20 protein-coding genes and 1 riboswitch are annotated in these 25295 nt (G+C 43.3%); of the genes, 15 read left to right on the top strand and 5 right to left on the bottom strand.

Annotated features, from left to right (window positions below; genetic code table 11):
- Positions 1-100 precede the first annotated feature (100 nt).
- Positions 101-250, bottom strand: coding sequence for a hypothetical protein (locus tag EFA47_RS19895; protein WP_164689985.1), 150 nt, complete (start codon positions 248-250; stop codon positions 101-103).
- A gap of 567 nt (positions 251-817) precedes the next feature.
- Here EFA47_RS19895 and EFA47_RS11465 point away from each other — a divergent pair.
- From EFA47_RS11465 to carB, 3 genes are all read left to right on the top strand, one after another.
- Positions 818-2038 carry a transglutaminase domain-containing protein gene (locus EFA47_RS11465; RefSeq protein ID WP_122643399.1) on the top strand — a complete coding sequence of 407 codons (1221 nt, stop codon included), beginning with the start codon at positions 818-820 and terminating at the stop codon, positions 2036-2038.
- 176 nt (positions 2039-2214) lie between these two features.
- A complete protein-coding gene (locus EFA47_RS11460) occupies positions 2215-3285 on the top strand; it encodes a carbamoyl phosphate synthase small subunit (protein WP_122644516.1) in 1071 nt (356 codons plus the stop codon).
- On the top strand, positions 3285-6485 hold the full coding sequence (gene carB, locus EFA47_RS11455; protein WP_122643398.1) for a carbamoyl-phosphate synthase large subunit: 3201 nt from the start codon (positions 3285-3287) through the stop codon (positions 6483-6485). Before EFA47_RS11460 ends, carB begins: the two co-directional genes overlap by 1 nt.
- Before the next feature lie 85 nt (positions 6486-6570).
- Here carB and EFA47_RS11450 read toward each other — a convergent pair whose 3' ends face one another.
- A complete protein-coding gene (locus EFA47_RS11450) occupies positions 6571-7578 on the bottom strand; it encodes a YeiH family protein (protein ID WP_122643397.1) in 1008 nt (335 codons plus the stop codon).
- A 267-nt stretch (positions 7579-7845) separates the two neighbouring features.
- Between EFA47_RS11450 and EFA47_RS11445 the strand changes: the two genes are divergently transcribed.
- The 3 genes from EFA47_RS11445 (at position 7846) to EFA47_RS11435 (ending at position 10695) form a co-directional block, all read left to right on the top strand.
- Positions 7846-8730, top strand: coding sequence for a LysR family transcriptional regulator (locus EFA47_RS11445; protein ID WP_122643396.1), 885 nt, complete (start codon positions 7846-7848; stop codon positions 8728-8730).
- 338 nt (positions 8731-9068) lie between these two features.
- Complete coding sequence (locus tag EFA47_RS11440; RefSeq protein ID WP_122643395.1) at positions 9069-9464, top strand: cytidine/deoxycytidylate deaminase family protein; 396 nt, start codon at positions 9069-9071, stop codon at positions 9462-9464.
- Between the two features lie 361 nt (positions 9465-9825).
- Positions 9826-10695 (top strand): DMT family transporter, encoded by an 870-nt coding sequence (locus EFA47_RS11435; RefSeq protein WP_122643394.1) that lies wholly within the window; start codon positions 9826-9828, stop codon positions 10693-10695.
- A gap of 120 nt (positions 10696-10815) precedes the next feature.
- Here the strand turns inward: EFA47_RS11435 and pepI are convergent, their stop codons facing one another.
- Positions 10816-11697: a proline iminopeptidase gene (gene pepI / locus EFA47_RS11430; RefSeq protein ID WP_122643393.1), complete on the bottom strand. Its 882-nt coding sequence runs from the start codon at positions 11695-11697 to the stop codon at positions 10816-10818.
- A 124-nt stretch (positions 11698-11821) separates the two neighbouring features.
- On the bottom strand, positions 11822-12085 hold the full coding sequence (locus EFA47_RS11425; RefSeq protein WP_122643392.1) for a late competence development ComFB family protein: 264 nt from the start codon (positions 12083-12085) through the stop codon (positions 11822-11824).
- A gap of 444 nt (positions 12086-12529) precedes the next feature.
- A riboswitch (TPP riboswitch) is annotated at positions 12530-12640 on the top strand.
- 209 nt (positions 12641-12849) lie between these two features.
- On the opposite strand from EFA47_RS11425, the gene EFA47_RS11420 reads away from it, so the two are divergent.
- From EFA47_RS11420 to EFA47_RS11385, 8 genes are all read left to right on the top strand, one after another.
- Positions 12850-13146: a thiamine-binding protein gene (locus EFA47_RS11420; RefSeq protein WP_122643391.1), complete on the top strand. Its 297-nt coding sequence runs from the start codon at positions 12850-12852 to the stop codon at positions 13144-13146.
- Entirely contained in the window at positions 13115-13891 is a 777-nt protein-coding gene (locus tag EFA47_RS11415) for an ABC transporter permease (protein ID WP_122643390.1), read from the top strand. The genes EFA47_RS11420 and EFA47_RS11415 overlap by 32 nt, the downstream gene beginning before the upstream one ends.
- Positions 13888-14901 (top strand): ABC transporter substrate-binding protein, encoded by a 1014-nt coding sequence (locus EFA47_RS11410; protein ID WP_122643389.1) that lies wholly within the window; start codon positions 13888-13890, stop codon positions 14899-14901. Before EFA47_RS11415 ends, EFA47_RS11410 begins: the two co-directional genes overlap by 4 nt.
- A gap of 8 nt (positions 14902-14909) precedes the next feature.
- A complete protein-coding gene (locus EFA47_RS11405) occupies positions 14910-15656 on the top strand; it encodes an ABC transporter ATP-binding protein (protein WP_122643388.1) in 747 nt (248 codons plus the stop codon).
- Between the two features lie 368 nt (positions 15657-16024).
- Entirely contained in the window at positions 16025-18688 is a 2664-nt protein-coding gene (locus EFA47_RS11400; RefSeq protein WP_122644515.1) for a cation-translocating P-type ATPase, read from the top strand.
- A gap of 364 nt (positions 18689-19052) precedes the next feature.
- Positions 19053-19937 carry a ribokinase gene (locus EFA47_RS11395; protein ID WP_122643387.1) on the top strand — a complete coding sequence of 295 codons (885 nt, stop codon included), beginning with the start codon at positions 19053-19055 and terminating at the stop codon, positions 19935-19937.
- 186 nt (positions 19938-20123) lie between these two features.
- The gene (locus EFA47_RS11390) at positions 20124-21647 is read left to right on the top strand and encodes a Na+/H+ antiporter NhaC family protein (protein WP_122643386.1); all 1524 of its coding nucleotides are present in this window, start codon (positions 20124-20126) and stop codon (positions 21645-21647) included.
- Positions 21644-22252, top strand: a complete 609-nt coding sequence (locus tag EFA47_RS11385; RefSeq protein WP_122643385.1) for a C39 family peptidase — start codon at positions 21644-21646, stop codon at positions 22250-22252. The genes EFA47_RS11390 and EFA47_RS11385 overlap by 4 nt, the downstream gene beginning before the upstream one ends.
- A 247-nt stretch (positions 22253-22499) precedes the next feature.
- On the opposite strand, the gene asnA is transcribed toward EFA47_RS11385, so the two are convergent.
- Positions 22500-23510 carry an aspartate--ammonia ligase gene (asnA, locus tag EFA47_RS11380; RefSeq protein WP_122643384.1) on the bottom strand — a complete coding sequence of 337 codons (1011 nt, stop codon included), beginning with the start codon at positions 23508-23510 and terminating at the stop codon, positions 22500-22502.
- Positions 23511-24412: 902 nt separating this feature from the next.
- Between asnA and EFA47_RS11375 the strand changes: the two genes are divergently transcribed.
- A complete protein-coding gene (locus tag EFA47_RS11375; protein ID WP_122643383.1) occupies positions 24413-25234 on the top strand; it encodes a hypothetical protein in 822 nt (273 codons plus the stop codon).
- Positions 25235-25295: the final 61 nt, after the last annotated feature.

The raw sequence follows: 25295 nt of genomic DNA, 5'->3' as shown, positions 1-25295 counted from the left end.
AGACAAAGAACCGGGGTTGGCATACCCACCCCGGCTCTTCTGTCAAAACTATAATTTTGTCTCAGGAAACCTCAGTAAAGGATTGTTTCCTATTGGCATGTTATTCACCGCCCGGGCCATCCCTTCTGGGAACTTCATCTGGAATTACATCCAACATGCTGGACTTTCCTGGTAGATCAATTTCTGGGATATTGCCGTCATCATAAACATTTGCTTCCGTAGTTTTGGAAGGCAGCTTGATTTCTCTCATAATAGGTCTCTCCTTTTGATATTTGAAGAAATGGAAAATAAATGAGTGTATTCCCTTTATAGCACACGCCAATACACTTATATCCAGTGTCCCCAAAAAAAGAAAGAATATGTAGACAAAACTATTCCGCAAGAGAATAAATCAGAAGAAAGGCCTCCCGTTCTTCACGGCTCATCTTAACAAAATCCGTGAATTCCACATCCACATAATACATAGGAACACCACAGCAAAGGGCATGTGACTTATTATTAGTATAATGGTATCTCTTGCATTTTATACAATAAAAAACATGCATCAATTGTATCACCTCTTTATAACATCATATCACAAAAAAGTGCAGCAGAGCATAAAAAAGCTGCGGAATGTGTCGGACTTTATAAAAAAATGTAAAATAGGTACACCACAAAAGTAAAACGAGGACGTATTAAAATTACACTTTATTACGTCCTCGTTCACAAAATCTTGAACTTTTACAGGCTCTCAATTATAATTATTATTAAAACAGTGGTTATTTAATTAGGCTGCTGCTAGTTTTTTGTAACAATAATTAGCATAGAAGGAACGTTTATGGCAAAGAGAAGAAAAAGAAGGCGCATATGGCCCGTGGTGATTGTGACAGTGTGTTTATTGGCAGGAGGTGCGGTGGCAGTATATAAGTTACTGCCGGGAATATCTGATTCTGCCCTGGAGGCAGTGGAGGCTGTCAGGACCCAGGCTGTGAATGCAAAGAATGTGGTGATGGGTGAGAGCGGGTCCGTGGCAGAGGAAGAGGTGGAAGGCGGGTACTATTACCAGCAGTTAGCTGATGAGGAAAAGAGCCTGTACCGGGAGATGTACCAGGGAATCAGAGATTCTGCGGACTCTATAACAGTGCACACGGATGATATTACCGTATTGAAAAAGATCTGTGATTTTATTTTTAATGATAGGCCGGAGCTGTTCTGGTGTAGAGGGGAAATGACAGTGAAGCGTTTTGACGGCTATTCTGCTGTTTCTATTTATCAGATGTATACTGGCGGAGAGAGGGCAGGAAAGCAGGCAGAAATCGAAGCTGCGGCTCAGGAATGTCTTTCTGGAATTACCCCTGAAATGACGGAGTATGACAAAATTAAATATATCTTTGAATATATTGTAAATACAGTGGATTATAATCTGGAAGCGCCGGATAACCAGACTATTTACAGTTCTCTTGTGGGAAAATCCTCTGTCTGTGCAGGATATTCAAGAGCGGCCCAGTATCTTTTGCAGCAGATCGGGATTGAATGTATTTATGTAACTGGGAATATACCGCAGCAGGGGGCACATGCATGGAACATTGTGAAATGCGACGGGCAGTACTACCAGATGGATATAACGTTTGGAGATCCGGTCTTTTTAGGCGGTGACGGAAGCACGGGCGTACCTCTGCAGGCGATTAATTATGATTATCTGTGCTGCAGTGATGCAGAACTTTTAAAGAACCATGTAATGGATACGGAAGTTGCCTATCCGCCGTGTACATCAATGGATTTAAATTACTATAAGCTCAATGGCATGTATTATGAAGCGTTTAACCCTGAGCAGCTTCTGCAGGATATGAATGAGTCTGTTTATAATGGCTCCCCTTCTTTTACCTGTAAGTTTGCCAATGATACTCTGTACCAGGAGGCCCATGACTATGTACTGAATAATCTGGTGCAGTCTGCGGCTCAGAACCTGCTGAACTATTATGGCCTGGAAAGTGTGCAGTATACATATCAGGATGACAATGTGATGAATAAAATCGTTATATACTGGAGCTATCAGTAATAGATTTCTTATAAAAATCAGCAGGAAACACATTGGATTGTTGTACAAAAATTTTGTTGAAATATGGTTTTAAATATAGTATAATCTTTACAATTTGAGAACGGGGGCGCTCTGGAATGGAAAACATCAGGAGTGCCTTTCTCATGTAAACTATTATGAAGGGAACAGGTGAGTCAATGAAAGCGTTTCTGATATTGGAAAATGGAACCGTGTTTACAGGGAAGAGCATAGGTTCCAGAAAGGATATGATCAGTGAAATCGTATTTAATACCTCTATGACAGGGTATTTGGAGGTGCTGACTGACCCTTCTTATGCGGGCCAGGCAGTGGCCATGACCTATCCGTTGATTGGAAATTACGGCATTACGCCAGACATGGAATCTTCCAGGGCCTGGCCTGATGGATACATTGTCAGGGAGATATCCCGTGTGCCCAGTAATTTCAGATGTGAGGGAACACTTCAGAGGTTCCTGGAAAAGCAGGGTATTCCTGGTATTGCTGATATCGATACCCGGGCCCTGACGAAACTGCTTAGAGAAAAAGGCACAATGAACGGAATGATTACTACAAATGAGCACTTCAATATAGAAGAAATACTGCCTAAGCTAAAGAACTACAGAGTGGGCGACGTCGTTACCAGAGTGACCTGCAGTGAGAAATATGTGCTGAAAGGGGACAAGAAGAAGGTAGCTTTGTTAGACCTGGGAGCTAAAAATAATATTTCCAATTCTCTAAATAAGCGCGGCTGTGAGGTGACGGTATATCCGGCGCATACAACTGCGGAAGAAATCATTTCAGCCAATCCCGATGGCATTATGCTCTCCAATGGCCCGGGGGATCCTGCGGACTGCGTATCTATTATCAATGAAATCAAGAAACTGTACAATACAGACATTCCCATTTTTGCAATATGCCTGGGGCATCAGTTGATGGCGCTGGCGACAGGCGGAGCTACACATAAGCTAAAATATGGGCATAGAGGAGGAAACCATCCAGTTAAGGATTTAAAGACAGGGCGGGTTTATATTTCCTCACAGAACCATGGATATGTGGTGGATACACAAAGCATAGACCCGGATGTGGCAGTGCCTGCATTTACAAATGTGAATGATGGGACTAATGAGGGCCTGGAATATATGGGAAAGAATATTTTTACTGTGCAGTTCCATCCTGAGGCGTGCCCGGGGCCCCAAGATTCAGGTTACCTGTTCGACAGATTTATTGAGATGATGGGAGGGACAAAATAATGCCAAAGGACAGCCGTATAAAAAAAGTACTAGTCATAGGCTCAGGCCCTATAGTCATCGGACAGGCCGCAGAGTTTGACTATGCAGGGACACAGGCCTGCCGCTCACTTAAGGAGGAAGGGATTGAAGTAGTTCTTTTAAATTCAAATCCTGCCACCATTATGACAGACAAAGATATAGCGGACCGTGTGTATATTGAACCCCTTACATTGGAAGTAGTGGAGCAGCTGGTCAGGAAGGAAAATCCCGATAGTGTGCTTCCCACATTGGGAGGGCAGGCAGGGTTAAACCTGGCAATGGAATTGGAGGAGTCTGGTTTTCTGAGGGAAAATAATGTCCGGCTCATAGGGACTACCTCGGAGACAATAAAAAAAGCGGAAGACCGCCTGGAATTTAAAGCTACAATGGAAAAGATCGGGGAACCCGTGGCAGCTTCATTAGTAGTAGAAAATGTAGAAGACGGACTTGCGTTTGCAAATAAGATCGGCTACCCTGTTGTCCTGCGTCCTGCCTATACATTGGGTGGAAGCGGCGGGGGCATTGCAAATAATGCTGGCCAGCTGGTGGAGATTCTGGAGAATGGCCTGCGTCTTTCACGGGTAGGGCAGGTTCTTGTGGAGCGGTGCATAGCGGGATGGAAGGAAATTGAGTATGAAGTTATGCGTGACGGGAGAGGGAATTGTATCACTGTCTGCAATATGGAAAATATAGATCCGGTAGGCGTGCATACCGGGGACAGTATTGTTGTAGCTCCTTCCCAGACCCTGGGCGACAAAGAGTACCAAATGCTGCGTACATCAGCCTTGAATATCATTTCAGAGCTGAATATTACTGGTGGGTGTAATGTCCAGTATGCGCTGCACCCGGAGAGTTTTGAGTACTGTGTAATCGAGGTGAATCCCCGGGTGAGCCGTTCTTCTGCCTTGGCATCAAAAGCTACAGGATACCCGATAGCGAAAGTGGCGGCTAAAATCGCCCTTGGTTATACTCTCGATGAGATAAAAAATGCTATCACAGGTAAAACTTATGCAAGTTTTGAGCCAATGCTGGACTACTGTGTTGTAAAAATCCCAAGGCTTCCCTTTGATAAATTTATCAGCGCTAAAAGGACATTGACTACGCAGATGAAGGCGACAGGCGAGGTCATGAGCATTTGTGATAACTTTGAGGGGGCCCTGATGAAAGCCATCCGTTCCCTGGAACAGCATGTGGACAGCCTTATGTCCTATGATTTTACGGCTATTTCAGAGAGCGATCTGCTGGAGGAGCTTGGGATTGTAGATGACATGCGAATTTGGAGGATTGCTGAGGCTGTCCGCCGGGGGATTGGTTATGATGTGATCCACAGCATCACAAAAATTGATAAGTGGTTTATTGATAAAATTGCTGTTCTTGTGGAAATGGAACAAATTCTGAAAACGGAGGAATTAAATACAGAACTCCTGAGAGAAGCAAAACGCCTGGAGTTCCCAGATCAGGTTATCGCAGGGCTGACAGGAAGGACAGAACAGGAAATCCACGATATGCGCTATGCCAGCGGCATCACCGCAGCCTATAAGATGGTAGATACTTGTGCGGCAGAATTTGCGGCAGCCACGCCCTATTATTACTCTGTATATGGCCGGGAAAATGAAGCTGAAAATAGGAAAAATAAGAAGAAAGTTCTTGTACTCGGGTCTGGGCCAATTAGAATTGGACAGGGTATTGAATTTGACTTCTGCTCTGTACACTGTACATGGGCATTTTCTAAAGAGGGTTACGAGACTATTATTGTAAACAATAATCCTGAGACAGTCAGTACAGATTTTGATATTGCGGATAAGCTGTATTTTGAGCCTTTGACTCCAGAAGATGTGGAGAATATTGTGAAGCTGGAAAAACCCCATGGCGCTGTGGTGCAGTTTGGCGGGCAGACAGCCATTAAGCTGACAGAAAGCCTGATGGAAATGGGGGTGCCAATCCTGGGGACTTCTGCGGAAAATGTAGACAGAGCCGAGGACAGGGAGCTGTTTGATGAGATATTGGAGGAATGCCAGATTCCCAGGCCCACAGGAGGCACCGTGTTTACGGCAGAAGAGGCAAAGGAAGTGGCCCGCAAGCTGGGATATCCGGTGCTGGTACGTCCATCTTATGTCCTTGGGGGCCAGGGGATGCAGATTGCTATTAATGACCATGATATTGATGAATTTATGGGGATCATCAACCGGATTGCACAGGACCATCCCATTTTGGTAGATAAATATTTACAGGGGAAAGAAATAGAGGTAGATGCTGTCTGTGATGGTGAGGATATCCTGATTCCTGGAATCATGGAGCACATTGAGCGTGCGGGGATCCATTCAGGGGACAGTATATCAGTATATCCGGCCCAAAGCCTGACAAAGGCGGCGAAAGATAAAATAGCTATTTATACGAAAAAGCTGGCAAAATCTTTGCACGTAATTGGAATGATTAATATTCAGTTTATTGTGTGCGGGGAGGAAGATGTATATGTTATCGAAGTGAATCCAAGGTCGAGCCGTACAGTACCTTATATCAGCAAGGTGACGGGGATCCCTATTGTGCCCCTGGCCGTAAAGGTTATGACGGGAAATACAATCAGGGGACTGGGATACATGCCCGGACTTCAGAAAGAAGCAGAACATACAGCAGTCAAGATGCCTGTATTTTCCTTTGAGAAAATCCGCGGTGCAGATATCAGCCTGGGGCCGGAAATGAAATCAACTGGAGAATGTCTTGGTATAGCCAAAACCTTTGACGAAGCCCTGTATAAGGCGTTTCTGGGAGCCGGAATCCACCTGCCAAAATATAAAAATATGATTATGACGGTGAGAGACGAGGACAAGTCAGAGGCAGTAGAAATAGGAGAAAGATTCGAAAAAATCGGATATCGCATATTCGCTACCGAAGGTACAGCCGCAGCACTAAAAGCAGGCGGAGTAAAAGCCATCCCGGTCCGTAAAATTGAACAGGAATCACCAAACCTGTTAGATTTAATCCTGGGCCATGAAATTGACCTGGTCATTGACACACCAGCACAGGGAGCCGAACACTCCCGGGATGGATTCATAATCAGAAGAAATGCAATAGAGACAGGAGTCAATGTACTGACAGCCATGGACACGGCACGGGCTCTCATAACAAGCTTGGAGAATACCAATATAGAAAAGCTGACGCTGGTAGATATTGCGGTAGTGTAGTAGATTTAGGACGTAGCCTATTTAAAAAGGCTACGTCCTAAATTGACTTTAGTGGTGTACCAAATCTATCTCCCCCCTGTACCTTTTACCAATATCCCATAATATGCTGTGCAGCCAGGCTGACGCATGTTATTCCCATCCAGCAGCAGAATCCGAGGAGAATCGGCTTTCCTCCTGTTTTTATGAGTCTGACAATATTTGTATTTAGGCCAATTGCTGCCATGGCCATGATGATCAGGAATTTGCTTAGTTCTTTGAGTGGTGCGGTGACAGTGGCGGGAAGGTGGAAAAGAGTGGTCAATGCTGCGGCCAATATAAACAGTAGGACAAAATAGGGAAAGGTTTTTTTTAAGCTGAATGAAGCAGCCTCATTACTTTTCGTTTTTTTGCCTTTGTATATGGCCAGTGCCAGGGTAATGGGGATGATGGCCAATGTCCGGGTCATTTTGACGATAGCAGCGGCCTCCAGAGTATTGCTGGCATGTATGCCATCCCAGGCAGTGGCTGCAGCAGTCACAGAGGAGGTGTCATTGATGGCCGTCCCTGCAAACAGTCCGAATCCAGTGTTGCTCATATGCAGCAGTCCTCCTAAAGTCGGAAAGATCAGGGCGGCAGCCACGTTAAACAGGAAAATGACGGATATAGACTGGGCAACCTCCTCGTCCGATGCACGGATGACAGGGGCTGTCGCTGCAATGGCTGAACCTCCGCAGATAGATGACCCCACTCCCACAAGTACAGCACTGTTGGGGGAGAGGCGCAAGGCCTTAAAGAGAATAAAAGCGATGATCAGGGAGGCGCTGATTGTCAAAATGATGATAGGCAAAGACTGGCGTCCCTGTGCAATAATTTCAGTTAGGTTCATACCAAATCCAAGAAATACTACGGCTGCCTGCAGAATTTTTTTTGAAGTGAATGTAATACCTGGCTGAACAGACTTTTTATTTTTGATCAATAATGTCAGAATCATACCCAGTAAAATGGAAAATACGGGCCCTCCCACAACAGGGAGTATCCGTCCCAATAAAAAAGAAGGAATCGCAATGCACAGGCAGAGCAGTAATCCGGGTATACTTGCTTTAAATGTTTTCATAATATGAAGCCTCCAATTTTCTATAATACCTCTTTCGGGGTATATACTATCACAATTTAGTGATAAAATATAATTATATAAATTTATTTTATCATAAAAATATATTATGATATTTAAAGTTATATTAGGTGAAGCCTTTCCGCGGGTTTATTTCTGCAATTTAAATATGGACTTTTCATAAATGAAAACATATATTACATAACCTTCAAGAGTAAAAGGACGAAGCGGAGATTTTTGTAAATTAAAATAGAGTAGGAGTGAAGAAGGATGCTGGATTTCAGAATAGAAACATTTCTGGCCGTATGTGAATATATGAATTTCACAAGGGCTTCTGAAGCGCTTAATATTACACAACCCGCAGTATCCCAGCATATACGGTTTTTAGAAAAATTTTATGGTGTCAAGCTTTTTTCTTATGAAGGTAAAAGGCCATGCCTGACGGGAGCAGGGGAACTGCTTAGGAGTACAGCGCTTACCATGGTTCATGATGAATCCTCTTTAAAGAGCCAAATGCAGCATATATCTAAAGATAGGGAGGAAATCAGGTTTGGGGCGACAATGACCATCGGAGAGGCCATAATGGGTAAGATGCTGGAGCATTTTTTGAGGAAATACCCGGAAGTTAAGCTGCATATGGAGGTGGCCAACACCCAGGAACTACTGGCTAGGCTGGACAATGGAGGTATAGATTTTGCCCTGGTAGAGGGTTTCTTTAAAAAGAGTGAGTATGATTTTCTTACATATTCAACAGAACCATATATTGCAGTGTGCAGTTCTTCATATCCATTCCATAAAAATCCTGAATGCTTGGAAGACTTATTTGGAGAACGGCTGTTGATAAGGGAATCAGGATCAGGTACGAGAGAGGTGCTGGAGAGGTATCTGGGCCTTAGAAATTACAGCTTGGAGGATTTTACAAAAATAGCCGAGATTGGAAGCCTGCAGACAATCCTGGAATTGGCTGGAGCCGGTTTGGGAGTCACATTTTTATATGAGGCGGCGGCTAGGGCAGGACTAAAAGACGGCACTTTAAAAAAATTATGCCTGAAGGACTGTACAATTACTCACGAGTTTACCTTTATTTGGAGGAAAGGCAGTATTTATGCAGAGAGATACCGGGCCTTATTCTGCCAGCTGTCCGGTGCAACATAATATTTGGATTCAGTACAATTATTCATTTATTGCACGATTTGAAAAAAGCATCTATAATAAAAAACAGTATTTGGATTCTTACTATTGAAAAGTAATGAACTATAAAAAGCCTTGAAAATGCTTGTTTTTTCGTCTGCTTAAAATGATTAAAGCCACAAAGTTTTATGGCACTTTGGTGCCTAAATGGCGCCCAGATATCCCTTGCCGATATAAAACGATATAGAAAAATATAAGGAAATACCATTTACACCAAAAGGGAAATGGTAGGGGAATTTGTATATGAATGCCATATATAGAAGCAAACAAATTAACAAACATGAATTTAGGAGGTTGAGAATATGAATTTATTCCAAGAAAGAGATTATGAGTTAATAGCAGAAGCGAAAAAAGCAATTCATCTAAACTACGATCAAGAGCACTATAATCATACTGTAGGAGCAGCTATACGTTGTAAAAACGGCAAAGTATATGTTGGAGTAAATGTTTATTCTTTGCATGGGGCCTGTGCGGAGCAAGTGGCAATAGGAGCAGCAATCACAAATGGAGAAAGGAACTTTGATGCTATAGTTGCAGTTAGAGGAAAAGAGGGCGAGGAAATCATACCGCCTTGTGGAAACTGCCGCCAGATATTGCATGATTATATGCCGGATTGTGACGTCATTGTGTCAGTACATGGAGAGCTTAAAAAAATTAAGGCAAAAACACTTCTGCCTTTTTCTTATTCGGTTGAATAAATTCCAGTTTGTGCAAGGGTTTGGGATATTCCCAACAAGTAGAAATCTATCTTATTGGCGCAGGCAAGACGAGGGATTTTTACGGAAAGGGTACTCCTTTCCTATGCTTGCTACGGAACTGCTTGTGGTGCTAAAATGGCGCCCAACTTTACAAAGCCAACATATGCGGAGGTATAAGAAGATACAAGCGAAAGTGGAAAAGACCTTGAAAATACAGGATTTTTTTACTTCTATAAACATTTACAAGAGGCTGTAAAATGATTTTCGCCTGTAAATCAATAAAAAATATCTTTATAAAAAATATAAATATGAGGAAGAATACTAAAATTATTGCAGGCAGAATGAAAGAAGGGGAACAGTGGTGAAGAGAAAATATTTAGGAATTCTTTATATCGTAATATCAGCATTTTGCTTTGCCCTGATGAATATGTTTGTCAGGCTTTCAGGAGATCTGCCATCTGTGCAGAAAAGCTTCTTCAGGAACCTGGTCTCTCTTGTCTTTGCTTTGGCTATACTTTATAAAAATAAAGCATGGTTTTCAGGAAAGAGGGAAAATATCAAATATTTACTGCTGCGTTCTGCCGCAGGAACAGTGGGCATACTTTGTAATTATTATGCAATTGACAGAATGGTTCTTTCAGATGCGTCTATGCTGAATAAAATGTCCCCGTTTTTTGCAATTATTTTCAGCTATTTTATTTTAAGAGAAAAAATCAGGCCGGTTCAGGGAATACTTGTGGCCGGTGCTTTTATGGGCAGTCTGCTGATTATCAAACCCACGGCGGCAATTTTTTCTTCCCCGGCAGCTTTAGTTGGCCTTTTAGGAGGCCTGGGTGCGGGCGTAGCATATACTTATGTAAGGGTACTAGGGGAAAAAGGTGAAAAGGGGCCTTTTGTTGTTTTCGTTTTCTCGGCTTTTTCCTGTATGGCCACGCTGCCACTTTTAATATTTGAGTTCCACCCAATGGAGGGGATACAGCTTATCTATCTGCTGCTGGCCGGCCTATCTGCTGCTGGAGGGCAGTTTTCCATTACGGCAGCCTACTTTCACGCTCCGGCAAAAGAAATATCCGTATATGACTACTCCCAGATCTTATTTTCTGCAGCAATAGGATTTGCTGTATTTGGCCAGATACCTGATGTTTGGAGTTGGATAGGCTATTTTATAATCTGTATGATGGCTTTGCTTATGTTTTTGTTTAATTTAAAAAAAGAGAATAATAAAGATTAAACCACAATGGCGTAGGGCGGCTTGTGGGAAAGGGAAGAAGTTTTATACAGAAAAAACCAGAGCCTTAAGTGCAGGCTCAATTGAGCAGCACCAAGGCTCTGATTTTGTGTGAGGATATGTTTAGTCGTACTTTTCCATCCATTCATTGACAAGTTTGCAGTAGTTTTCGTTATCTTCTACAAAACACATATGTCTGCATCCGTCGAATAATTCCCATTTTGAATTGGGGATTAAGTCGTACATAGTCTTAGCCACAAGAGGCGTACAAAGATCATTTGTTCCGCTGATAATAAGTGCAGGCTCTTGCATGTCTGTAATCTTATCTCTGTATTCCCATCCGCCCAGGCTGCCTGTGGGGTTATACTCATTTGGGCCCCATCCTGCTACATAGGCCTCTGAACCAGATTTTTTGGGGCGGCGCAGGCATTCAGGTGAATCCTCTGTGACTTCGCCGGCACAGTGGAGGAGCATGAACCTTTCATTGGCTGCTAAATAAGCTGGGTCGTCAAAATTACCGGTTTCTTCGGCCTTGGCAATGGCATCCTGATCTTCCTGTGACATAAATTTAATCATGCGGTGCTGTTCATGGGCCCACAATTCTGCAGCAGGAAGTGTACTGGAAAGGATGACAGATTTAACTCCCTTTGGCTTATAATCACAAAGATACTCGATTGCCAGCATCCCCCCCCAGGATTGTCCGAGCAAATGTATCTCGTCCAGGCCAAGATGTTCTCGCAGTGCAATCAGTTCTTTGTCCCATGTCTCTGAACACCAAAGTTCAGGATGGCCGTCCACATAGGAGTTCCCGCAGCCAATCTGATCATAGGAAATGATGGCCCTGCCTTCTTCTGCAAGCCTGTCCAATACCTCAAAATAATTATGTGTGGAGCCTGGTCCGCCATGCAGTAAAAGCAGCGGCTTTTTACCGTTTTTGGATTCTCCGACAATGCGATAATAAGTCTTGTACCCCAGATACGGCATGTAACCTTCAATGACTTTCATATTAAGTACCTCCTTGCCGTTTTACGGCTTTTTATAATTCGTTTAAATTATAACAGACTTGCCAGTTACTTTCAATTCAGGAAAACAGATTTCTACTTTAAAACTGGCAAAAAGTATCTTGGCCTTAGTGCCTGGGATGGTTTTTGACGATTTGCGAGGCCCGCATCAGCTCTGTCCGGATATCTGTCATGTGCTGTCCTTTTAAGCTGTTTACCTTACTGATAATCTCACCAGCCTGGCTGACTACGTACCGGGAAGGCAGATGATTCAGTGTATAGGCAATCATATCAGACCGGCACTGCTCACAGGTACAGCAGTCCAGAGAATTCTTAATATGGTCAAATTGTTCCTCTACCAGATCCTCCATAATATTTTTGTAAAGTTTCACATACAATCCCTCCTTTTACCGCCTTTAAAACTACTGTGTTATTTTAATTTGATTATACTGCCTTGTCTTGGAACGTGTCAAGCAACCGCGGGCAGTAAGGTTGCTCTATCTGTGCGCCTGCCTGAGGTACAGTGGGATAGGGGGGTGGCTATTTGCCTAGAATGCTGTTTTTTGAAGATATGGAATAGGAATAATTGAATAGATCTTAAATGGTCTGTGTAAAATATACTTTATAAAATGATTAAGATGAGAAAATGTATCCTGGGAATAATAAAAGTGAAATGATTATAATTTTATTATTTCTTTAATAATAATAAAATTTAAAAGTGTATAAATTAATTTCTTAAATAACTATGTATGAAGGTGTGTATGAAAGCTACATTTTATGATATAAAAATTATTTTCTTGACATTTTTCAACTGACAGTCTAAACTTAACACGTAAGAAATTTAAATGGGGTGCTGGTATAAACCGGCTGAGAGTAAGGCTGATATGTCTTTAACCCAAATACCTGATCTGGATAATGCCAGCGTAGGAAAGTAGATGATATAGTGTGTGCTTTTCAGGCGCCATATGCTTGGAGCAAGATGTCAAGTACAGACCTCGCCAGGGTTACCGGGCGGGGTTTTCTTAGTTTGCGCGCCATAGGAGAATATTTCCAAAGCGGCTAAAACAAAACGGCCCTGTAAGGGTAAATAGTATGAGGTACCGTGGGGATTAGAGTCTTTATAAGGATACCTGAGTGAAAAAGGAGGAAGATTTATATGAATGCAAGTGTAGCTATTCAGTCATTGCCGGCAGCATCAGATGATGAGGAATTAATCCGTATAGTAGATGAGGTGATTGCCTATATTAAGAGTACGGGACTGAACTGTTATGTAGGGCCCTTTGAGACAGCAATTGAAGGTGACTATGATGAACTGATGGATATTGTAAAGGAGTGCCAGCACATTGCAGTAAGAGCAGGCGCACCGTCAGTAGCGGCTTATATTAAAGTGACATACAAGCCAGAAGGAGATGTGCTGACGATTGAGAAAAAAGTTACGAAACACCACGAATAAATCTGCAAAAATATGGCCGGCCCTGGCAATTTTGATCTTGCTAATTGTATGGCAGTCAGCAGTCAGCTTTGAGCTTGTATCCAGATTTATGCTGCCATCACCAGTGGACGTATTTAAAGCCTTTGGAGAAGATTTTCCAATGTTGATGGGGCATTTAAAAGTCACGCTGGCGGAAGCGCTAATTGGCCTGGCCCTTGGAGTGGCCGTTGGTTTTTTTATGGCAGTTTTGATGGATAGGTTTGAGAAGGCTTACCAGGCATTTTATCCACTGGTTGTGCTGACCCAGACGGTTCCCACAGTGGCTATTGCGCCTTTGTTAGTGCTGTGGTTTGGGTATGAGATGATGCCCAAGGTAATACTGATTATTATTGTGACATTTTTCCCTGTCACTGTCAGTCTGTTGGACGGGTTCCGCTCGGCTGATAAAGATACTGTAAATCTAATGCGCTCAATGGGGGCGTCTAAAATGCAGATTTTCTGGTTTGTAAAATTTCCAGGCGCCCTGGGGCAGTTTTTTGCCAGCCTGAGGATCGCTGTATCTTATGCGGTGGTGGGGGCGGTAATTTCAGAATGGCTTGGAGGGTTCAGCGGCCTGGGCGTATACATGATTAGGGTAAAAAAGGCATTTTCTTTTGACAAGATGTTCGCAGTTATTTTTTTAATATCTGTTACCAGCCTGATTTTGATGTGGGCAGTAAATTTTGTACAGAGGAAGTGTATGCCCTGGGAGGAGAAAAATAAATGAAAAAAAAATTAATAGCTATGATACTTACGGTTGCTCTGGCCGCCGCGGCTTCAGGCTGCGGCACAGAGACAAAGCAAGAGGATGGGGAGAAGAGTACAGATAAAGACTTGGATAAAATTACATTTGTACTTGACTGGACTCCTAACACAAACCATACAGGTTTATATGTGGCGCAGGAGAAGGGGTATTTCCAGGATGCAGGGCTGGAGGTTGAGATTGTACAGCCCCCTGAGGATGGCGCAGAAGTTTTGGTGGGTTCAGGAAAAACCCAGTTTGGCATTTCATTCCAGGATAGCATGATGCCTGCAGTTATAGGAGAAAATGCGATGCCTATCGAAGCTGTTGCCGCTGTCTTGCAGCATAATACTTCTGGGATTATTTCCCGTAAAGGGGAGGGGATGGACCGCCCTAAGGGAATGGAAGGTAAAAAGTATGCCACATGGAACCTGGAAATGGAGCAGGCAATCTTAAAAAATGTGGTAGAGGCAGACGGAGGTGATTTCAGTAAAATCGAAATGATCCCGAGTACTGTGACTGACGAGGTATCTGCCCTGGAAGGGAATTCTGTAGATGCCATCTGGATTTTCTATGGATGGGCCGGTATAGCCACAGAGCAGGCAGGGTTGGAGACGGATTATTTTGCATTCAAGGATATCAATGAAGTGTTTGATTATTATACACCTGTCATTATCGGTAACAGTGAATGGATGGAAGAGAACCCTGATACCGCAAAGGCGTTTCTTTCAGCGGCTAGGAAGGGTTATGAGTATGCCATTGATAATCCTCAGGAAGCGGCAGACATTCTGTGTAAGGAGGCGCCGGAGCTGGATGAAGATCTGGTACTGGCGAGCCAGGAGTATATGAAGGATCAATATAAGGCAGAAGTAGAGCAGTGGGGTTATATTGACCCTGCAAGGTGGAATGCATTTTATAACTGGGTGAGTGAGAACGGATTGTCAGAGACAGAAATACCTGAGAATACTGGATTTACAAATGATTATCTGGAGTAAGGCAAAAGATGGCGGAATTGATTGTAAGGGATGTGGCATTATCCTACGATAATACAAAAATTATAGAAAATATTTCCATTGAACTTCACGATAATGAACTGGTCTGCCTGCTGGGCGCCAGCGGAGGAGGGAAAACCACTCTTTTCAATGTGATTTCAGGACTGCATCATCCCGACTGTGGTACTGTAATGTTAAATGGTGAAGAGATTACCGGACAGCCAGGGCATATTAGTTATATGCTGCAGAAGGACCTGCTGCTTCCATATCGGACAATTGAGGATAATACTGCCCTGCCCCTTCTGCTTAGAGGGATGAAGAAAAAGGCTGCCAGAGAGCAGGTGAGTCCTAAATTTGAAGAATTTGGACTGGAGGGTACACAGAAAAAGTACCCCCACCAGCTTTCAGGGGGCATGAGGCAGAGGGCGGCGCTTCTTAGGACCTATATGTTTTCTAAAGAAGTAGCTCTTCTGGATGAGCCTTTCAGTGCGCTGGATACTCTGACAAAAAGTGAAATGCACAGATGGTATCTGGATGTCATGGATAAAATACATCTCTCTACCTTGTTTATTACACATGATATTGATGAAGCCGTCCTATTATCAGATAGGATCTATCTTCTGACTGGGAGGCCGGGGAGAATTACAGAAGAAATCATAATTCAGGAACCTAAACCAAGACGGGAGGGGTTTAGCCTGTCAGAGGAATTTTTAGGTTATAAACGGCTGATAATGGAAAAGCTTTATGCCTGCCAGTAGGCAGGAGTCTACGGCAGGGGCCTGTACAGGCAGTTGGCGGTGGAAATGCTTGTACAGGCGGGAAAGTATTTATTTTTTGGAACTTCATTTCATAATAATAGTATTGACAGAAAGATAATTACCCTGTATAATCTATTCAAATAAATATCTGAAGGGACTTGGAACTTATATATGGACGACGTTGACAGTAGCGACGCTGACCGAAGTAACATTTATAGTAAATTGAATATGTTTTATATATTAGGCATAATCTGCATCTAACTGTTAGATGGTAGGTTATGTCTTTTTGCATTTCTTTTTCGCTGGCCTCCGCTAAAAGGCGGTCAGAAATATATTATTTTTATAAAGAAAGGAGTGGTTTGTCCACTATGGATCATCACAAACGCGTGCCTTGGCACACTCAGGAACTTACAGAGGTGTACAATATATTACATACCTCTGAGGAAGGATTGAGTGATGCCGAGGCTGCCGAAAGGCTCAAACAAAATGGGTGCAATGAGCTGCGCCCGAAACCGCCAAAGAGCATCTTACAAATGCTGAGAGAACAGATTATTGACCCTATGGTTCTAATCTTGATAGGTGCGGCGGCATTGTCTGCTGTTTTACAGGAATGGACAGAAGCGGTGGTAATCTTTACCATCGTCATTGTAAATGCAATTATTGGTATTGTACAGGGAAAAAAGGCGCAGTCATCACTGGAAGCTCTGCGTAATATGAGCGCTCCTACAGCCCGTGTACTGCGTCAGGGCGAGGAGAGTATCATTCCTGCCAGAGAATTGGTTACAGGTGATATTGTAATGCTCAGTGACGGAGATATGGTTCCAGCTGACCTGCGTCTGATTGCCTCTGCCAATCTGAAAGTACAGGAGGCTTCTTTGACGGGAGAATCTGTTCCTTCAGAAAAAGAAGCAGAGGATATATTGCCGGAGGATTGTCCCCTTGGTGACCGCAGCAATATGGCATATACGTCAGCTATTGTAACTTATGGGCGTGCCGCTGGTGTTGTCGTTGCTGCGGGCATGAATACCGAAGTGGGGAATATTGCAGGTATGCTGGATAATCAAGATGATATGGATACTCCGTTAAAACAGAAACTGAATGCCGTTGGAAAAACACTTACCATAATTGGCTTAATTGTTTGCGCTTTAATTCTTTCCCTTGGAGTATTGTACCAGCGGCCTTTAATCCCACAATTTCTTATAGCGGTTTCTCTGGCAATTTCTATTATCCCGGAGGGACTGCCTGCGACAGCTACGATTGTGATGGCATTAGGCGTACAGCGCATGGCCAAGAAAAATGCACTTATCCGCAAATTACCGGCGGTGGAAACTTTGGGAAGTGCGACAGTGATTTGCTCTGATAAAACCGGTACCCTGACTTTGAACAAAATGACTGTGACCCATATTGCAGTCAACGGTGATTTTGAAAGTGGAAAAACTACGCTGGTGGAAAATGCTGCGCAGCATCATCCAAATGTATATAAAGAGTTGGTTTATGCCGCTGCGCTTTGCAACGATGCAAGCTTTGACCCAGACCGGGAAGGGGGGATTATCGGTGACCCTACTGAGGGCGCATTGATTTACATGGCGCAGGCATTTGGTATTGACCATGAAAATCTTGAAGATAGATATCCACGTACATTTGAACAGCCTTTTGACTCTGTCAGGAAGCGCATGACCACAGTACACCAGATTGACAATCGCTGGACCGCCTATACAAAAGGGGCGGTAGATGAAATGCTGCCGCTTTGCACGTACATTTTAACTGGTGACGGTGTGCGCCCGATTACAGATACAGATAAAAAGAATATTATAAGTCTTTGTCTTTCTATGTCAGAGAGTGCTTTACGTGTACTGGGGTTTGCCACGCGTTTTTTATCGGCTCCTCCTGCGGATGATGAAAATATAGAATCAGGCCTGACCTTTATTGGTGTAACCGGTATGATAGACCCGCCGCGAGAAGAAGTAGCTGCATCTGTGCGCACTTGCCGTCAGGCGGGTATTCGTACTATTATGATTACCGGAGACCACAAGGTGACAGCTCTTGCGATTGCCAAGGCCCTGAACATTTATCGGACTGGCGATACAGTGATCTCAGGTGATGAACTTGATGTCCTGGCAGACAGTGAACTTGACAGATTGGTTAAGACAACAACTGTTTTTGCCCGTGTGTCACCGGCTGATAAGCTGAGAATTATTCAAAGTTTAAAGCGGACCGGTGAGGTTGCCGCAATGACGGGAGATGGTGTAAATGACTCTCCTGCCCTGAAAGCAGCGGATATTGGTGTTGCTATGGGAATCACAGGGACAGATGTGGCAAAAGATGCTTCTGATATGATTTTGCTGGATGATAGTTTCACAACTATCGCATATGCAATTAAAGAGGGGCGGCGTGTCTATCGAAATATACAGAAAGTAATCCAATTTTTGTTGGTAGGGAATATTGCGGAAATCCTGACTCTGTTGATCGCTACATTATTTAACTGGGAGGCGCCGCTTTTGGCTGTCCACATTCTCTGGGTCAATCTGGCTACGGCTACTCTTCCTGCACTGGCGTTAGGCGTTGACCCTGCCAGTAAAAATATCATGAAGCACCAGCCTGTTAAATCGGGGACATTATTTGGAAAAGACTTGGTGCGCCGTGTGATAACGCAAGGTATTTTTGTGTCAATTATGACAATATGTGCTTACTGGATTGGAATGTCGGCAGGGAATCATGTCACGGGCGAAACAATGGCCTTTTGCGTGCTGGCATTCTCCCAGATGCTGCGCGCTTTTAATCAGCGTTCGAATACAGAGCCTATATGGGTACGTACAGAAGGAATAAACCCGTGGCTGATTATTTCCTTTGCTGCCTCAGGCCTGTTAATGGCATGTATTTTGTTTATTCCAGGTTTAAGGAACGCATTTCAGCTCACTTTACTGAATGGTGCGCAATGGCTAACCGTAATTGGATTATCTTTACTCTCCATTATCCAAGTGGAAATTGTGAAATGGTTTTATAATAGATCCAATGGCGCCAGCCAGCAGTAAACTAAATGGACGGCCATCTGCTGTTGAGAGTTTTGTATGTTTTTGGTGGCAGGCTGTTCTGGCGGTTTTGATTTAGCAGAAGTCAGTGCGTGAATGCCGCGTGTTTTTACCAAGGTGCTCTTTAAGGGCACCTTGTAATATATGCCGCCATAGATGGGGGATACTTTCGGGGTATATTTATTGAACTGCTAATGTTCGATACGGTATACTTATTGAACTGCTGATGCTCAATACGGTATACTTATTGAACTGCTGATGCTCAATACGGTATACTTATTGAACTACTAATGTTCAATAAGGTATAATAATTGAAGGAAGCAGAGAAGGGCAGTAAAATGGCCTGTTGGTAAAGGAGTGATAGTATATGAAGGTTTTAAATTTTGGTTCACTTAATCTGGATTATGTATATGCGGTTGACCATATGGTGACCCCTGGGGAGACTTTGAGTTCAGGGGGAATGCAGACTTTTTGCGGAGGTAAAGGCCTGAACCAGTCTATAGCACTGGCAAAAGCCGGGGCAGAGGTGTTTCATGCAGGGTTGGTCGGGGATGGTGGGGATATCCTGCTTGATGTGTGCCGGAATGCCGGCGTAAATTCTGATTATATAAGCAGAGTAGAGGGGCCCTGCGGGCATACAATAATACAGGTTGACAGAAATGGCCAGAACTGTATTCTTTTATATGGAGGGGCAAACAGAAAAGTAACTGAAGAATATGTCAATCAAGTATTGGCTAATTTCCATTCAGGGGATATTCTCCTGCTTCAGAATGAAATTAATTTACTGGATTATATTATTAAGAGAGCATACGAAAAAAAGCTGACAATCATCTTAAACCCATCACCATATAATGAAGCTTTAAAATCCTGTGATTTTAACAAGGTATCTATGTTTCTGCTCAATGAAGTGGAAGGAGCACAGGTAACCGGCCAGCCGGAACCGGAGGAAATATTAGAAGAACTGAGAAGACTATATCCGGACGCAAAAATCATATTGACTTTGGGAAGCGCAGGGGCAGTATACCAAGATGCAAAAGTACAATATAGACAAAGTATCTTTCCAGTTAAAGCAGTAGATACGACCGCTGCCGGCGATACATTCACAGGATATTTTATTGCTTCTATACTAGAGGGGATGTCAGTCCCTGATGGACTCAGGATGGCGGCCCGTGCCTCATCTGTGGCAGTCTCACGGGCAGGGGCAGCGGCATCTATACCCTTGAGGAGAGAAGTGGACGAATATAATATCTGAATATTCTGAAAAAGGAGATCAATGGGGACAGTCCCTTTTGCAAAAGGGACTGTCCCCATTGAAGTTTTTCTACAATCTACACAAAAAGTAATTGTATATTTCGCGTTAATTCGCTAAAATGTATATAATATAAATTATATATTGTCAGACTATTAGAGAATCTGGACAGGAGAGTGAGGGTGTTGTATGGATGGTTCAATGTTTATTGGCACATGGTGGTCTTTGGTGCCGCCGCTGCTGGCCATTATTTTGGCGTTTGTAACGAAGGAGGTCTATAGCTCCTTATTTATGGGGGTGGCTGTGGGGGCGCTTCTTTACTCTGGATTTCGGCCTTGGGATTCATTTATATCGTTTTTTGAGATTATGAAGAACAGTATGAATCTGAATATTTTGATCTTTGACGTGCTGCTTGGCATGATTATTGTACTTATGGCCAAGTCTGGAGGTTCGGCTGCTTATGGCAATTGGGCCGGTACTAAGATTAGGTCGAAGAAAAGTGCCCTGCTTGCCACTACTGGATTAGGTATTCTGATCTTTGTGGATGACTATTTTAACTGCCTGACTGTGGGGTCGGTTATGCGGCCGGTAACAGACAGGTATCAAGTTTCCAGGGCAAAGCTTGCTTACATAATTGATTCTACGGCGGCCCCAGTCTGTATTATCGCTCCGATTTCAAGCTGGGCAGCGGCGGTAAATTCCTATGTCCCGGAGGACGCAGGAATTACAGGGTTCCAGCTCTTTATAAGGACAATTCCCTATAATTTGTATGCGCTGCTCACAATTGCCATGGTATTTTATGTGATTATTACAGGATTTGATTTCGGCCTGATGAAAAGGCATGAGGAAAATGCCCGGAAGGGAGATCTGTTTACATCAGGGGCGGAAGAATTTGAGCAGGTAGGAGAGGAGGCCTCTTCTTCCAGGGGAAAAGTGGCTGACCTGATTTTGCCAGTGCTTGTTCTGATTATCTCTGCTATTGGAGCCATGATTTTCACAGGCTTTCAAGGAGGGGCGACAGACGTTGTGACGGCATTTTCCGGTTGTGATGCAGAGACAAGCCTTATTTTTGCCACAATGCTGACCATTTTGTTTATGCTGGTTTTGTACCTGCCAAGAAAAGTAATTTCTTTTAAAGGATTTATGGATAGCTTTGTAGAAGGGTTTAAGCTGATGATTCCGGCAGTCGCCATCCTCATTTTTGCGTGGTCTCTTAAAGGGATGGGAGATGCCCTGGGCATAGCAGATTTTGTAGGGAAAGTCGTTGGGAATAACGCTACAGCCAGCATCGCGGTCCCAGCAATTATGTTTATGATTGCTATATTCCTTGCATTTTCAACGGGCACTTCATGGGGGACGTTCGCTATCCTTGTGCCGATTGTTGTAGCCATGTTTTCCAATTCTAATAATATGGAAATGATGGTAATATCTGTGTCAGCAGTATTGGCAGGAGCTGTGTGCGGCGATCATGTGTCTCCGATTTCAGACACAACGGTTATGTCCTCTGCCGGCGCGCAGAGCAACCACCTCAACCATGTTTCTACACAGATGCAGTATGCAGTGGTGGTAGCTATTGTATGTATTGTTGGCTATATCATAGCGGGGATAGTTAAAATATGGTGGGTTGCCCTTTCACTGAGCCTGGCAATTTTATTGATCGTACTTACAGTGATGAAAAATATGCAAAAAAGCAGGAATGGAGAACCTAGATGATTAAGATTGATGCCCCATATATTGACCAGAGTGAAAAATACCCTACTGGGTGTGAAAGTGTCAGTGCTGTTATGCTGCTTCAATATTTAGGATATCCTGTCACCGTAGACGAATTTATTGAAAATTATTTGGAGAAGGATAGTTTTGAAACACGGGATGGAGAACTCTATGGGCCAAACCCAAATCAGCATTTTTGCGGAAGTCCTTATGATGGGGAATCTTTTGGGTGCTACGCTCCGGTTATCTGCAGGGCGCTTACAAAAGTGGCAGGTGAAAAGTATGAAATTTTTGATGAAACAGGGGCCTCCCTGGACAGCTTGCTTGAGAAATACATTGACAAAGGGATGCCAGTTATTTTCTGGGCCTGCATTAATATGAAGGAACCCATAAAGGGGCCCTGCTGGAAGCTAAAAGACTGTAATCAAACGTTTACTTGGATTTCGAATGAGCACTGTATGCTCCTGGTGGGATATGACGACCATGCCTATTATTTTAATGACCCCTATGAAAATAATGGAGTCATCGGATATCCAAGAAATGTGGTGGAAGATAGGCACAAAGCGCAGTATGCCCAGGCAGTGGGCATAAGAATCAAGAAGGACTGACAAGAAGGGCTGAGGGGGAATATAAGAGCCAAAGCCTGTGCAGTTATACGTTTCTCCCCGCGGAAATACTGTAATAGTATGTCCGTGGGGAGAGAACTTAATTTGCACAAACTTTGGCTTTTATTCCTGTGAGCAACCAAGCGGATATGCTTACATGTCCACCTGGCGGCTGCCGCGAGGGTCTAATACCCCGCTGCTTGCATCGCTGCTAACTTGATGCCCCGTAGTCTTTATTGGAGTCTTTGGCTTATAAGAGCTGTATTCCACTGGAAAGGGCACATTGTGCCACGTCGTCCGGCCAGAGAGAAGACTGGACTTCGCCGATATGTGCTTTTCGCAGATAGTACATACAGATACGTGACTGGCCGATTCCTCCTCCAACTGTATAAGGGAGCTCGCGGTCCAGCAGCGCTTTCTGGAAGGGAAGCTGAGCCCGCTCTTCGCAGCCTGCAGCTTTAAGCTGCCTTTCCAGGGAATCCTCATCCACCCGGATTCCCATGGAGGAAAGCTCCAACCCTATATCTAAAACAGGATAATAAACAATTATATCCCCGTTTAATTCCCAGTCATCGTAGTCAGGCGCACGGCCGTCATGTCTCTCACCGGAGGAGAGGGTTTTGCCGATTTGAGATATAAATACAGCCCCCTTTGATTTGGCGATGAGGCGTTCTCTTTCTTTTGGAGCTTTACCAGGGAACATATCTTCCAGCTCCTGGGAAGTGACAAAGAAAATATCATCTGGCAGTAGGGGTTCTATGTAATTATATCTTCTGGAGATGAAATCCTCTGTCTCCTTCAAAGCACTGTATACTTTGCGGACTGTATATTCTAATGTCTCCATATTGCGTTCCTCTTTGGAGATGATTTTTTCCCAGTCCCACTGGTCAACATATAAAGAGTGGATATTATCTGTCTCCTCATCCCTGCGTATAGCGCTCATATCGGTATACAACCCTTCGCCGGAATGGAAGTCATAGTGTTTTAATGCATATCTTTTCCATTTTGCCAGGGAATGTACGATTTCAGCGGAAGCCTCATCCTGCTCTTTGATGCCAAATGAGACCGGCCGTTCCACACCATTTAGATTATCATTCATGCCAGATTCTGGGCGGACAAACAGAGGTGCTGAAACACGGGTTAAATGAAGCGCTTTTGCCAGTGACCGTTCAAAATGATCTTTGATTTCCTTAATCGCCACCTCTGTTTCTCGTATGGTAAGAGGAGAGCGGTATCCCTGGGGAATTTTCAATTGTTCCATAGTAGACTCCTTTAATTATTATATCTTATTCTATAATTGTAATATGTAGAAAAATTAGATATTCCTATTCTACAGTCATTGAATAAAGAAGTCAATGCAAAGACACTATGAAAAGAAATGCAGAATTACCCCAGTCTATTCCCGCGGGCAATGAGCCAAGGGGACATGCTTACAAGTCCAGTTGGCCACTGCCGTGAGAATTTGATACCCCGATGCCTGTATCGCTGCTGGTTTGGTGCCCCGTATGCCTGCATTGAGGTTTTTGGCTTGTAGATATTCATTGTTGGGCACGTCAGTATCCAACCGCCCTTGGGAGCATGGGTTAAGGGGGAGTTGAGTATATTAAGAAATAAATTATAAGGAATTACAAAAATATTTGTTTAGTTTGCAATATATGGATAATTTATTTGATAATTATATAATAAATAAAAAAATATCAAAAAATATATTGACATATATAAATATAGATGATATTATAATGACAAGAAATAAAACTGATTGAATACTTATAAAAAACAAAATATATCATAAGAATTCAGTCAGATTTTACTTTATCGGACTTCAAAGGAAGAAACAGATTAGCTGGAGAAATATCATAATGACGAGAAAGTTATGAGAGAAGCAAAATCCGCAGTGTTTATTCCTGAGATTATACGATCCGATAAGAGATTTTAAGAAAAGGAGGTACGGACCACCAGCAACAATAATTTAAAACTAAAGATTTTATAATGAGAGAGGTAAAAGAATGATAGAAATATCAGAATAAAGATGGGTGTTAATCAGAGGTAGATTAGCATCCATCTTTATGTTGTATATTTTTATAAAAGTTGCTAAAATAAAAGAAATGCAGGAGGGGAATCTGCAGAAATAAAGTATAAATAACAAGGGATAAGGAGAGAAATATGGACACAATCTTGAGTTTTGAAAAAGTACTGGTTCAGATAGAAAAAGGTATATCCGTACTGTCCGGAACTGGCGGCGCCCTGGGCCAGAGTGAACTGGCAGGCCTGGCGGCGGCAGTGGCGGTTGGATTGCTGTTATGCCTTCTGGGACTGAAGCTTATACGTTTTTGGGGTGCTGTGGCTGGACTGATATTAGGGGCAGCAGGAGGCATTTATGGAGGAGGTTATTTTGGCCTTACAGGCAGTATCCCTTTGATGGTTGGGGCGGCAGCGGGAATTATACTGGCAGTATTAGGGGCCCGGTTTTATCGGTTTGGTGCATTTTTAACAACTGGAATTTTAGCAGCAGCGATGAGCATGGCTTTTCTGAGGCCAACGGCACAAATGACTGTACTTATATGTGTGGGGATTGCAGTGGTTATCGGGGCAGCAGCGGCGTTTCTGCCTCAGCTTATGGTGATTCTGCTGACAGGGGCAGCAGGGGGGATTCTTGCAGGATCGGCAGCCTATATTTTGCTGCCACTGCAGTTTCCGGTATTACATATTATCATACCCGCGGCTGTGGCTGTTCTTGGTATTATTATCCAGCTGTTGCTGGAATCCAGAAAACGGAAAAAACTTCATCTCAAAAAAGCGGATGAGATCCGCAAACAGAATTCTACGGCTAACGAGGTAGATAAAGCCAGGGCCATGATGGAGAAACTAGATGAGGTGGATATAGATGCCGTGGAGGATGAGCCGGATGACGAAGAGCAGGGAGATTCCGTAGATCTGGAGGAAGATGACGACATACAGATTTTAGATTTAGACAATGAAAAATAAGATAAATTGAAAGTTTAATGGAATGTTTATTTTAGGGCATGTCTTTCTATATATTAATATA

The organism is Luxibacter massiliensis (assembly GCF_900604355.1).
Lineage (GTDB): Bacteria > Bacillota > Clostridia > Lachnospirales > Lachnospiraceae > Luxibacter > Luxibacter massiliensis.
This window is presented reverse-complemented; position numbering and strand designations above follow the sequence as displayed.